The organism is Paenibacillus alvei DSM 29 (genome assembly GCF_000293805.1).
GTDB classification, from domain to species: Bacteria; Bacillota; Bacilli; order Paenibacillales; family Paenibacillaceae; genus Paenibacillus_B; species Paenibacillus_B alvei.
In genome coordinates this window covers 1,161,089-1,173,907 of sequence record NZ_AMBZ01000001.1, presented here as the reverse complement: position 1 = coordinate 1,173,907, position 12,819 = coordinate 1,161,089, and the positions used below count along the sequence as shown (strand labels likewise).

Annotated in this window: 12 protein-coding genes and 1 riboswitch; of the genes, 5 read left to right on the top strand and 7 right to left on the bottom strand. The window is 47.8% G+C overall.

Translation table 11 applies throughout. The features are described from left to right. Positions 1 to 109: 109 nt before the first annotated feature. Both PAV_RS05515 and PAV_RS05510 read right to left on the bottom strand, forming a co-directional pair. A complete protein-coding gene (locus PAV_RS05515; protein ID WP_005544181.1) occupies positions 110 to 964 on the bottom strand; it encodes a helix-turn-helix transcriptional regulator in 855 nt (284 codons plus the stop codon). Between the two features lie 204 nt (positions 965 to 1,168). Further along, positions 1,169 to 1,708, bottom strand: coding sequence for a class I SAM-dependent methyltransferase (locus PAV_RS05510; protein ID WP_420798656.1), 540 nt, complete (start codon positions 1,706 to 1,708; stop codon positions 1,169 to 1,171). Between the two features lie 332 nt (positions 1,709 to 2,040). On the opposite strand from PAV_RS05510, the gene fabF reads away from it, so the two are divergent. Then, on the top strand, positions 2,041 to 3,276 hold the full coding sequence (gene fabF, locus PAV_RS05505) for a beta-ketoacyl-ACP synthase II (RefSeq protein WP_005544174.1): 1,236 nt from the start codon (positions 2,041 to 2,043) through the stop codon (positions 3,274 to 3,276). Between the two features lie 91 nt (positions 3,277 to 3,367). Here fabF and gntK read toward each other — a convergent pair whose 3' ends face one another. The 5 genes from gntK to PAV_RS37505 form a co-directional block, all read right to left on the bottom strand. Next, positions 3,368 to 4,915: a gluconokinase gene (gntK, locus tag PAV_RS05500; RefSeq protein ID WP_005544173.1), complete on the bottom strand. Its 1,548-nt coding sequence runs from the start codon at positions 4,913 to 4,915 to the stop codon at positions 3,368 to 3,370. A gap of 34 nt (positions 4,916 to 4,949) precedes the next feature. Next, positions 4,950 to 6,311, bottom strand: coding sequence for a GntP family permease (locus tag PAV_RS05495; protein ID WP_005544172.1), 1,362 nt, complete (start codon positions 6,309 to 6,311; stop codon positions 4,950 to 4,952). 126 nt (positions 6,312 to 6,437) lie between these two features. Further along, complete coding sequence (locus PAV_RS05490; RefSeq protein ID WP_005544171.1) at positions 6,438 to 7,118, bottom strand: GntR family transcriptional regulator; 681 nt, start codon at positions 7,116 to 7,118, stop codon at positions 6,438 to 6,440. Positions 7,119 to 7,239: 121 nt separating this feature from the next. Next, complete coding sequence (gnd, locus tag PAV_RS05485) at positions 7,240 to 8,139, bottom strand: phosphogluconate dehydrogenase (NAD(+)-dependent, decarboxylating) (protein ID WP_005544170.1); 900 nt, start codon at positions 8,137 to 8,139, stop codon at positions 7,240 to 7,242. Between the two features lie 365 nt (positions 8,140 to 8,504). Further along, positions 8,505 to 8,693 carry a putative holin-like toxin gene (locus PAV_RS37505; protein ID WP_372515325.1) on the bottom strand — a complete coding sequence of 63 codons (189 nt, stop codon included), beginning with the start codon at positions 8,691 to 8,693 and terminating at the stop codon, positions 8,505 to 8,507. Between the two features lie 191 nt (positions 8,694 to 8,884). After that, positions 8,885 to 8,992, top strand: a riboswitch (SAM riboswitch). 93 nt (positions 8,993 to 9,085) lie between these two features. Between PAV_RS37505 and PAV_RS05470 the strand changes: the two genes are divergently transcribed. The 4 genes from PAV_RS05470 to PAV_RS05455 all read left to right on the top strand — a co-directional run bounded on the left by PAV_RS05470 (position 9,086) and on the right by PAV_RS05455 (position 12,817). After that, complete coding sequence (locus PAV_RS05470) at positions 9,086 to 10,099, top strand: methionine ABC transporter ATP-binding protein (protein ID WP_005544168.1); 1,014 nt, start codon at positions 9,086 to 9,088, stop codon at positions 10,097 to 10,099. After that, positions 10,089 to 10,754, top strand: a complete 666-nt coding sequence (locus tag PAV_RS05465) for a methionine ABC transporter permease (protein WP_005544167.1) — start codon at positions 10,089 to 10,091, stop codon at positions 10,752 to 10,754. Before PAV_RS05470 ends, PAV_RS05465 begins: the two co-directional genes overlap by 11 nt. A 105-nt stretch (positions 10,755 to 10,859) precedes the next feature. Then, complete coding sequence (locus tag PAV_RS05460) at positions 10,860 to 11,711, top strand: MetQ/NlpA family ABC transporter substrate-binding protein (protein WP_005544166.1); 852 nt, start codon at positions 10,860 to 10,862, stop codon at positions 11,709 to 11,711. Between the two features lie 5 nt (positions 11,712 to 11,716). Beyond that, a complete protein-coding gene (locus tag PAV_RS05455; RefSeq protein ID WP_005544164.1) occupies positions 11,717 to 12,817 on the top strand; it encodes an iron-containing alcohol dehydrogenase family protein in 1,101 nt (366 codons plus the stop codon). Positions 12,818 to 12,819: the final 2 nt, after the last annotated feature.

Genomic DNA, 12,819 nt, shown 5'->3' with positions numbered 1-12,819 from the left:
AGTTAGGTCATGTAAGACCCTAAGCAAAGGACTTCTGCCTAGGGTCTTTATCCTTTATTGTTCATCGACCTTGTTGGGTGTTGCTCTTGTGTCTATTGTATCTTGGTCGCTACTCATGCTGTAGTTCATCTTTTCTCATAAATCGGATCAGCTTTTCCTCGGTAGAGGAATGCTCAATCGGGGTAAATACGCTGCAGCGCAAGTCCATGTTCCCCTGCAAGAGCAGTGAAGTAAGGTTGAACAGCATCTTGCCAGCCTTCGCATGCCGGAATTCGATGGTAACATCAGGGGCGATGCTGACTGGGCTCGCTTCCCACAATGCATGGAATTCGGGATGAAGCTTGGACATTTGCTCCACGAAATTCGTATACCATTCGTCTCCTACATACTGACCGTAGTAAGCTCGGAACATAGCTAAGAAGCCTTTAACAAAGTGGTCCCAATTGACAGCTAACGAGCGCAGCTCTTTTCTGGTGAAGACGAGCCGGATTAAGTTGCGCTGCTCTAATGGAAGCTGTTCGAAATCGAGAAATACGTAGGCCGCGGCGGCATTCCAACCGACAATATGGAAGTGCCGATCCGTAATAATCGTTGGGCAATATGTCAGCTCGCTCAATATTTTCCCAAGCGACGGTGGTATCTTCGTGATGCTAAATTCTTGCTGCGGGGTGTTCATATGTTTCTCTAGTGCTAGATCATACAAATATTTGCGCTCATCCTGATTCAATTGTAGGGCGGCTGCTATAGCATCCAGTACAGATGGAGATACCGTAATATCTCGCCCTTGCTCCAGCCAGGTATACCAAGTCGTGCTGACTCCCGCCAATTGGGCTACCTCTTCTCTGCGCAGGCCGGGTGTTCGGCGCCTGGTTCCAGCCGGCAATCCAACAGATTGAGGTTGTATGATCGAGCGCTTGGATTTGAGGAAGGTAGACAGGGCTTCCAATCTAGTTTGATTTGACATGGCTATCCTCCTAATACAAGCTAGTAGTACATTTGTTTCGCTTATGTAGAATTATCGATTCTCTTAGCGTCGGGTTATGAAAGATGAACGCCTAGCAATGCTGCATCCTTGATTAACATTTACGCAGCGTAAATGATTGAAAATGCAATTTATCATCATCTACAGGAACAGTGTGGAAATCCTCGATTTGAAACCAGCGGGAAATCACCTGCTGAATGGATTCGTCTGTGTGAAAAGAAAAAATCGCTTCGGATCGCACCAATCTTTCTCCCACATTCCTTCTGAGTCATATCCGCCATATAAGCCAATAAAGAGTAAACCATTTGGAGCAAGCACTCGGTTTATTCCCTGTAAAATCTGTGCAAGATCTTTTTTCGGAGCATGCAGTAAGCAGTTCAATGCATAGATCGCTTCAAAGCTATGTTCTGGGATGGACATATGATAAAAATCCATCACTTTCGCATTTAATCCTCTTTCAACGCACTTTTTTACGGATTCATTCGACAGATCGATAGAGGTAACCTGTATTCCGTTTTGCTGAAAATAAGCACTATCGATACCGGTTCCTGCACCAATCTCTAACAGCGTCGATTTCCTCTCGTGTTTTACAAGATCACAAAATGCTGCCCGCTCATTTATTTTCCAAGAACGTAACGACTTGCTGGATCTTCGCTGAGCATCCTGATCATAAGCTTGGGCTAGAGCTGCTTTGAAGGTAGTCATGACATTAACCTCTCTGTCCATGAATTGCGAACGTTTGTTTCCTTTATTATAGAAATAGATTCCTAATGCTGTCAACGATAGATGCAATTGAGATACAGTGGATAGCGTTCTAATTCGCTCACTGCTAACGTCTTAACGCCGTAGTTGATTTAGGATACAGAGTAGATTCAGGTACTAATTATACTAGTATAACCAACAACTTGTAATAGGATAATACCTGTGTGACAATATCGTAAACCGTTGAGTGGCATGATCCATGAGATGGTTCTTGAAAATGTTGAGCAGATACACATTTACAAGAAGACAGTAGAGACATAGGCTTATACGATTACATTACTAAAGGAGGGATATAGATGGAGCCCGTAGTCATTACAGGATTAGGGGTAATCTCCCCAGTAGGAAATGATGTAGAAACGTTTTGGCAGAACTTAGTTGCCGGAAAGTCGGGGATTTCCACTATAGATACATTCGATGTAAGCGGCCATAAGACGAAAATTGCCGGTCTTGTTCGTGAGTTTGATGGAGATGAGCTTTTCGGGCGCAAAGAAGCAAGACGGTTGGATCGATTTACTCAATATGCACTTGCGGCTGCAGAACAGGCGTGGGCGGATTCTGGGCTGGTGTTGGATGAGATTGATCCAGAGCGCTTAGGCGTATATGTGGGATCAGGCATTGGCGGAATTGAATCCTTGATTGAAAATGTCGATGTGCTGCGCAGCAGAGGTCCCGGCAGAGTCAGTCCGACCTTGGTGCCAGCCATGATGGCGAATGCAGCCTCAGCGCAGATCAGCATTAAATGGGGAGCACTTGGACCAACGATGTCCCATGTGTCTGCTTGTGCGATCGGAAATACGGCGATTGGCGAGGCCTTCCGCCTCATTCGCTCTGGTGGGGCGGACATCGTATTTGCAGGCGGAACGGAAGCGGCGGTTACTGACTTGTCATTAGCCAGCTTCAGTAATGCAACGGCATTATCAACAAGGAATGATGATCCGACGAAGGCAAGCCGCCCTTTCGATATGGATCGGGATGGATTCGTCATGTCTGAGGGTGCGGGCGTGCTCATTTTGGAATCGTTGTCGCACGCTTTGCGAAGAGAAGCGCGAATCTATGCAGAGGTTCTCGGATACGGGGTAAGTTCCGATGCATACCATATTGTCGCTACACACCCTGAAGGACGCGGTGCTTATCTCGCAATGAGAACGGCATTGCATGATGCATCAATTTCTGCCGAGGATGTTGATGTCATTAGCGCACATGCAACGAGTACGGAGGTTGGCGATCTGGCCGAAACGATGGCTATCAAAAAAATGTTCGGCGAATATGCCAGTCGTATTCCGATTACAGCAAACAAGTCGATAATGGGCCATATGCTGGGGGCTGCTGGGGGAACGGAGGCGATTGCGCTCGTAAAAAGCTTACAGGATGGCGTCATTCCACCCACGATTAATTTGGAGAACCCAGACCCGCATTGTGATTTGGATTATGTCCCTCATGAAGCACGTAAAGCAAACTTGAAGGTGGGTCTATCTAATTCCTTCGGCTTCGGCGGACATAACGCGGTTATCGTGTTGAAAAAGGCTGAATAACTAAGTTGCATAACTGTATGAACATTAAACGTACAAAGCCCCTGAACTGCGTATATTTCGCATAGTCAGGGGCTTAAAGATTTCTGGGGTTTTACGATTCAAACTGCTTTTGCTGGAAACGGGCAATCGCCTCATATTCCTCATCGAGTTTGCGGAAGATGGAAATGTAAATCGGCAGCAGCTCATGATAAGTTGCAGCATGATCCGGATCTGGCTCGTGCTTGTGTGTGGAGCCTACCATGTCGGCTACGATTTGAAGCGAGTCGGTTCTTCCAGTAGCGTAGAGACCGAGCACGACTGCCCCGAGACAAGAGCTTTCAACACTTTCAGGCACAACGACCTCCTGGTCGAAGATGTCGGCCATCATTTGCCGCCAAAGCGGTGAGCGGGCGAAGCCGCCTGTCGCATGAATTTTGCTTGGTCGTCCCATCTGTTCTTCCATGGCAAGCAATACGGTGTACATATTAAAGATAACGCCCTCCAGTACGGCGCGGATCATATGCTCCTTCTTGTGGTGCATCGTTAAGCCAAAGAAGGAACCTCGCGCGTTCGCATTCCAGAGTGGAGCGCGCTCACCTGTCAAGTAAGGATGGAACAGAAGCCCATCCGCACCGGGCCGCACTTGTTCAGCGATTCTTGTAAGCAAATCATAGGCATCAATGCCAAGGCGCTTTGCAGCTTCGACCTCGGAAGCCGCGAGCTCATCGCGTACCCAGCGGAACAGCATACCGCCGTTGTTCACGGGGCCGCCAATGACCCAATGCTTGTCAGTCAGTGCATAGCAGAATATTCTGCCCTTTGGATCGGTAAGCGGTTGGTCGACAACCGTGCGGATCGCTCCGCTCGTTCCGATCGTTGCCGCCACGACGCCAGGTTCGATAGCATTTACTCCCAGATTGGATAGAACGCCGTCACTCGCACCTACGATTGCTGGTGTCTCTGGAAAGATACCCATCTCCTGTGCGTATCTCTCGTCCATCCCAGTTAGTTGGTGCGTGGTTGGAACGAGTGAAGAGAGCTTGTCTGCCGTTATGCCTGCGAGTTCAAGCGCTTCTTCATCCCAAGCCAGTTGCTGTAAGTTCATCATGCCCGTAGCAGAAGCAATCGAGTAATCAACAACATACGTATGGAATAGCTTGGACAGCACGTATTCCTTGATGGAAATGAACTTGGCAGCCTTGTTCAGCAGCTCAGGGGCTTCATCACGCATCCACATCAGCTTCGTCAGAGGGGACATTGGATGAATCGGAGTACCTGTACGCAGGTACAAGGCATGTCCCTTCGGATCCTGCTTTAGCCGAGCAGCATATTTGGTGCTTCGATTGTCTGCCCACGTAATGCATGGTGTCAGCGGATTACCGTTTGCATCGACAGCGATAAGGCTGTGCATCGCCGAACTGAAGGACAGGAAGAGCACGTCATCAGCTTGTACTTGTGCTGTGTTCATCGCTTGCTTCACCGAAGAGATTACGGCTTGGAAAATAAGCTCGGGATCCTGCTCGGCAATTGTAGCGTTTGGCGTATGCAGCGGATAACCTTGGCTGCCGGAGGAGACGATCTTGCCGTTTTCCTCGAACAGGACTGCCTTGGTGCTTGTTGTTCCCATATCAATTCCAATCATATATGCTGTATTACTCATAGGGTTAACCTTCTTTCCTTCATTGCCTTGTATATTACAATACTGTGCTTAACAGTAATATCAATGCTAATCCGACGACAGATAAGATCGTCTCCATGACAGTCCAGGACTTGAGCGTTTCAGGCACGGACATATTGAAAAATTCCTTCACCATCCAGAACCCGGCATCGTTCACATGGGACAGTACAATGGAGCCTGCGCCGGTTGCTAGCACTACCAATTCTACATGAACTCCCGGATTCATCGCCAGTACCGGGGCAACAATCCCGGCTGCTGTCGTCATGGCAACGGTTGCAGAACCAGTTGCGACACGAATCAATGCTGCAACGAACCAAGCGAACAGAATAACATTAATATTGGCTTGAGTAGCCAGTTCAGCGATTGCGCTGCCGACACCGCTATTGATAAGCACTTGCTTGAATGCGCCCCCGCCGCCGATGATCAGGATGATCGTTGCGGTTGGTGCCAGACATTCACTTGTGAAGCGGGATAGGTCTTCCTTCTTGAAGCCGCGTGTATAGCCGAGCGAGAAGAAGGAGAAAACGACTGCGATTAGAAGTGCGATAATTTCATGACCGATGAATTTGCAAAATACAGATAAGCTGCTTACGCCCTGAGGATCGACAATGTCTGCAACAGAACCAATCAGCATGAGAATAACAGGCAGTAAAATCGTGAACAATGTGATGCCAAAGCCAGGGAGCGGTCGATCGCTCTTTTGTGCAAATTGCTCAGCCAGCTTGGCTGGCGGCTGCACCTGAATACGCTTACCAATGAATTTGCCGAATATAGGACCAGCAATAATTGCTGTAGGAATCCCGATCAGCAAGGAATACAAAATTGTATGTCCAAGATCGGCTTGATAGGCGTCAATGGCGATCATTGGTGCCGGGTGCGGCGGTACGAGACCGTGCACAGTCGATAGACCTGCCAGAATCGGAATGCCGATTTGGAGCAGGGACTTGTTCGTCTTGCGCGCAACGGTAAAGACGATTGGAATAAGCAAAATAACTCCGACTTCAAAAAATACCGGAATGCCAACTATGAATCCCACTAGCAGCATTGCCCAGTGAACGCGAGACTCTCCGAACTTATCGATTAGCGTAGCAGCAATTTGTTCAGCACCGCCGGACTCAGCCATCATCTTGCCAAGCATCGTGCCGAGCGCGATGACGATTGCTATGGTGCCTAGTGTGCCGCCAAGACCTTGTGTAATCGATTGCACAACATCCTGCGGCTTCATGCCGGTCAGCAGCCCAAGCATAAGTGCGGATATGAGCAGGGTTACGAAAGGATTCCATTTTAGCTTGGCAATGAACACAATAAGAAATACGATCGTAATAAATGTCCATACTAGTAATGTTAGATTGTGACTCATTCCGAATAATGTGCTCATGATGTAGTAGCCTCCTTTGAAAAGTGCACGTTATGCGTTATATTCCAAATACAGCGCTTTCATTCAAACTTGAATACTTGTCGACAACTTGGTGATACAAAAACCTATATTTGTTGCAGCTTGCCGTCAGGATTGCGGCAAGCTGACATGCAAAGTGCGATTTGAATCGGCGAAGTATGCAGATACAACCTGCTGAATCGTAGAGGTATTCTTCGATTGAAGCCCTCTTACAATCGTGCGGTGCTTCTCAATTACGCTAAACAGCTTCGCTTCACCTTCAGAGAAAATTTCTTCCGTGGTCAGGAGCATGACGGTCATAACGATCTGCCGGATGCTCGTCCACAAATGAAGGATACGCTTATGTCCCGCTGCAGTGACAATCGCCTCATGGAAAGCCAAGTCCTGATAAGCAAATTCAACAGGATCATTGTACTTCATCGCCAGCTCCATCTTATCGATCATTTGCAAGAGCTTCTTGTTCAGCTCATCTATATTCATAATGGCGAGCCGCTGCTGAACAAAGCTCTCAATAAGATAACGAACGTCGTACAACTCCTCAACATCGGTAAGGCTTAATCCCAATACAACAGCTCCCATTCGTTCTAAGCGGATAAGGCCTTCGTTAGAGAGCGTTTTCAACGCTTCGCGGACAGGAGAGCGGCTGGTGCCGAAGTCGGTCGCCACTCGATTCTCCGATATAATTTCGCCTGGCTTAATCGTCCCATTAATGATTTGTAGTCGCAGCTCACAGGCGATGGATTCCCCAAGGGTTGCGCCTTGCAGCCACTGCTTTGGATAGTGTGCCATTTTTGAACTCTCCCCATGAATGGTTTTCTGAACCATATCTTGCATAAGATTTGGTTCTGATTGTATCACAGTGCTGCACGACGCGACCATCGGGTTAATCGTCATTCCATAAATGTTTAAATTAGTCCTTCGTAACGACTTGGTGTCCGCCGAACTCGTTGCGCAACGCAGCAACTACTTTGCCGTGGAAGGAATCCGATTCAAGCGAACGATATCTCATGAAGAGGGACATCGCGATAACAGGTGCGCTTGCTTGCAGCTCCAATGCAGTTTCCACTGTCCATTTGCCTTCGCCAGAGCTTTGCATTACTCCACGAATGCTGTCCAGCTTCGGATCTTTGGAGAAAGCGTTTTGCGTCAGATCCATCAGCCAGCTGCGTATAACCGATCCGTTCGACCATACGCGTGCAACTTGTTCGTAATCAAAATTGAAGTCGCTCTTGTCCAATACTTCGAACCCTTCTGCGATGGCTTGCATCATTCCATACTCAATTCCGTTGTGAACCATTTTCAGAAAATGTCCACTGCCGTTCTTGCCTGCATACAAATAGCCTTGATCTACTGCGATATCCTTGAACAAAGGCTCAAGTGTAGCGAACACTTTCTCGTCGCCGCCAATCATAAAGCAGCCGCCTTCAGCCGCGCCGGATACTCCGCCGGATGTGCCTACATCGAAATAATGAGCGCCCTGCGCTTGTAACTTCTCGCCTCGAGCGATCGATTGCTTGTAGTGGGAATTGCCGCCATCAATGACGATGTCCCCTGGAGAAAGAAGGGGGAGCAATGTTTCTACTACTTGATCGACGATTTCGCCGGCTGGAACCATCATCCAGATGATTTTAGGCGAATCCAGCTTGGATACGAGATCTTCGATCGTATCTGCAGGAGTTGCTCCGAGTGCCGCTGCTTTTTGACGCTGCTCTGCGTTTACATCGTAAGCGACTACCTGATGCTTATGCTGCAATATGTTATCTACGAGGTTGAAACCCATTTTGCCAAGGCCAATCATGCCTAATTTCATGCTGTATTCACTCCTGTGATCATGCTGTAAGTACAACAAGTATACTTGTATACAACTTAATGTGATCTTATCTTACTGTCTTCTGGCTGATCTGTAAAGTGGAAATTGTAAGCGCTGTATCAAAGTTGCATACTAGGATGCAGTCTTATTAGGGTGGTTCAAATGGGAGAAAGTTATGTATTCCTGCCCAAGTTGCATCCATATATATTACTTCAGCTTAAGGAAATCCATTGCGAAGAATAAAGAAATATTAGATGATATGAAAGTGTATGACTCGGTGTGAATTGCTCCTGTGCGATCACATTGCATGTATATATTCCCAGTGATATGATTAAGAATAAATAAGGAGTCGGCGCAACCGACCCCTACACAATAGCCGCTTTTAAGGGCGGAAGGCTTTTTGGAGCATAAATAGACCGCATCCTTTGACCTAGGGCGGTCTGTTTATGTTTATTGAGGTACATCAGCAGTGTAATAATCAATGTAATTAACGCTAGTATCCATAGACCGAATTGGAGCATGGCGGATAACGCTTCATATACGCTCACAGGCATCACCTCCCTTCCGGAGGATAGCCGACTGCCCTTGTAAGCCATTCTATTGTATGTTCCATATATATGCCTTCAAAGCTGAATGAAATGTAAGAGAGCAGATAAAGAATCACTTTGAAATTGAAATGAAAATATTGTTGACAACTCATATTTTCAGATGTAATATTTTCAACAACAAATGACAACTTCATACTACCTTATCAAGAGTGACTGAGGGACTAGGCCCTATGACGTCCGGCAACCTTACTAGTGAGTAAACGGTGCTAAATCCTACGGAATGATTCCATTCTGAGAGATAAGTGTGGCGATACTGCCAATTCAACCTCTTTCTCTTAGGGAAAGAGGTTTTTTAGTATTCATCCAGGGTTAAGCAACAGGAATGGCGGGGGGATCATATGATCGAAATTCGGAATTTGGTAAAGGAATATCGAAGCAAGTCATCGACCGTCATCGGCGTAAATAACGTATCCCTTACGATTCGCAAGGGAGAAATTTACGGGATTATCGGACGAAGCGGGGCGGGGAAGAGCTCGCTGCTGCGCTGCATCAACCTGTTGGAGGAGCCTACATCCGGCAGCATTTTTGTCGATGGAGTTGACTTGACGAAGCTGCGCGGGGATAGCTTAAGGCAGGCAAGATTAAAGATCGGCATGATCTTTCAGCACTTTCATCTTATCCGCTCCAAAACAGTATTCGAGAACATCGCCTTTGCCCTAAAGGCCAACAATAAGTCGAAGGCTGATCTTGAGCCGCGGGTAATCGAACTGCTTGAAATGGTTGGGTTGGCTGATAAACGCGATGTATATCCTGCCCAGCTCAGCGGTGGTCAGAAGCAGAGAGTAGGCATCGCCAGAGCGCTGGCGAATGAACCGCATGTGCTGCTGTGCGATGAAGCAACATCTGCGTTAGATCCGGAGACGACACAGTCGATTCTGGAGCTGCTGAAAAACATCAATCGCGAGTTGAACCTGACGATAGTGCTGATTACGCATGAGATGGAAGTCGTGAAGGACATTTGTGACCGGATGGCGGTTATGCAGAACGGGAAAGTGGTAGAAGAGGGGCCAGTCTACAACATTTTCTCTGATCCACAGCATCCGATGACGCGCTCGTTCATCAGCAGTTTGTTCCAGTTCAACCTTCCAGAACGGCTGATTCAGCATTGCAAGGGAACGATTGTGAAAATTCAATTTGTGGCACCACAAGCGGAGGAGGCGATTATTACCGATGTGATGGCGCACTTTAAAATTAGAACAAATATTCTGCATGGCAAAATTGAATATATCCATGACAAACCGCTTGGCATTCTCATGTTAGAACTGGACGGAGAAGTGTCAGACTTGCGGCAGGCACTCGACTACATCAAAGAACGAACCTATCGATTGGAGGTCCTTCATCATGCTGAGTGATTCGATCATCCAACTGCTGCCAGACTTGGGCAAGGCTTTTGTCCAGACGCTCTATATGGTTGGAATTTCACTGTTTGCTGCCATAATTCTGGGTCTTCCCATTGGAATTCTTTTATTTGTAACCGATAAGGGGCTGTTCCTTGAAAATGCGTTTACGAAAAATGTGCTGGGTTTTATCGTCAACATGATACGGTCGATTCCGTTCATCATTTTGCTGGTGACACTGCTGCCGCTGACGAAGCTCATTGTCGGCTCCACGATTGGTCCGACGGCTGCTTCGGTATCACTCTCGATTGCGGCAATTCCGTTCTTTGCCCGCTTGGTAGAAACGGCGCTGCGCGAGATTGACAAAGGCGTCATCGAGGCGGCAATTTCCATCGGTGCAACACCGTGGATGATCATTAAGGATGTTCTCCTTCCTGAAGCAAAGTCAGGCATCATTCAAGGCGTGAACATTACAGCAATCAGCCTCGTCGCTTATTCGGCAATGGCTGGAACAGTCGGTGGAGGCGGAATCGGCGATTTGGCGATTCGATTCGGTTACTATCGCTACGACAACACTGTCATGTTTGCCACGGTAATCATTCTGATCTGCTTGGTGCAGATCATTCAGTACGGCGGAGACTTTATAGCGAAGAAAGTAGACAAGCGATAATGCTATTTCAGCGATGCTTATTTCAGACTAACTGCTGAATCCAGCAAGGACTGCTGTTTGATTAGCAGTCTATACAAAAAATATCGTCAAACGGAGGTTATCATCATGAAGAAAACAGCTCTTATTCTTTCTCTTATTCTAGCAATTGGCTTGCTGGCCGGATGCGGCGGCAAAGATACATCAACAGCTTTAGGCGAAAATAGCAATGTGAGCACTGAAAGTAAGGTGCTGAAAATCGGGGCGACAGCAGGCCCTTACAGTGATATGGTAACGAAAGCGATCAAGCCGATTTTGGAGAAGAAGGGGTATCGTGTCGAGCTTGTTGAATTCGGAGATTATGTACAGCCGAACTTGGCGCTGTCCAACGGCGACTTGAGCGCGAACTTGTTCCAGCACAAGATCTATATGGAGAACTTCGCAAAGGAAAATAAAATTGGCTTATCGGAGCTCATTTCTGTGCCAACGGCCCCAATGGGAATCTATTCGACCAAGTTCAAATCATTGGACGAAATCACAGACGGGAGCACAGTAGCAATTGCGAACGATCCGACCAACCTGGCTCGTACATTGGGACTGCTGCAAGACGCAGGACTCATTACGGTGAACAAGGAAATCGACCCGCTGCGTGTATCAGAGAAGGACGTGAAGGACAATCCGAAGCAGCTTGTTCTGCAGCCAATTGAGGCTGCTCAGCTGCCGCGGGCAGTAGATAGCGCTGATCTGTCTCTTGTTCCCGGTAACTTCGCGCTTGCAGCGAAGATGAATCTGCTCGATGCATTAAAGCTCGAGAATATGCCGGATGATTATCGCAACCGCGTCGTGGTGAACACAACTGACTTGGATAAGCAGTTCGCCAAGGATTTGAGGGAAGCTGTTGAATCACCAGAATTTGAAAAAACGATGGATGAGCAGTTCAAGGGCTTTGGCAAGCCAGAATGGATGCTGAAAAGGAAGTGAAATCAATGCCGAAGGAAAAGGAAGGGCAATCTATCGTCGTTAGAGGCACACCAGTCGTGTATCATTGTGAGCCAGGTATATTGGGCAAGCTGGACGCGTTATTGGCACCATTTCAATACAAGCGAGTAATCGTCGTTCATGGCGATCGCTCCTTGGAAGCAGCACAGCCGTATTGGCCACAAGAATCGAACATAACGTTGTTATATCTGCGTTATCAAGGGGAATGCACATTGCAGGAAGCACATCGCATTGCTTGCTATGCATTGGCAGAACGAGCGGATGCCATTCTTGGTCTCGGCGGCGGCAAGGTGATGGACTTGGTTAAAGCGGCGGGCAATACGTCGGGGCTGGATACGATTCTTGTACCGACGCTCGCTTCGAATTGCGCAGCATGGACGCCACTTAGCGTGTTCTATAACGAAGTAGGACAATTCACCCACTATTCCGTATTTCCGAAAAGCACGCTTATGGTGCTGCTTGAACCACGCATTGCTTTGCATGCACCTGTTGATTATCTGCGCGCAGGGATAGCCGATACATTAGCAAAATGGTATGAGGCGGATGTGCTCATTCGCAATTTGCAGCACCGCTCAGCCGCAGTACAGGTAGCACATCTTACTGCTCGTCTATGCCATACTGCTCTTCTGGAACATGGACGTCAGAGCATTTTCGACGCGGAACAGAAGCAGCTATCCGATGCTTTCGTAGAGGTAGCGGAGACAATCATTATGACGGGCGGCCTGGTTGGCGGTTTCGGCGATCATCTTGGCCGAATTGCGGGGGCCCACTCGATCCATAATGGCCTGACCGCTGCGCCAGCTACGCATCATTTGCTGCATGGCGATAAGGTCGCGTATGGCATCCTCGTTCAGTTAGTATTGGAGGACAATGTAGAGGAAGTGAAGCAGCTTCTCCAATTTTACAAGGATTTAGGTTTGCCGTATCATCTTCGTGATTTAGGTTTGTCCGGTGAAGATCGGGCAACGCTGGAGAGCATTGCACGGCAAGCTGCTGCTCCACAGGAATCCATTCACCTGATGAGGCAAGAAGGCGTAACCGCGGCAGACGTATACGGGGCTATCGTAAAGCTGGAGCAAATGGTATAGCG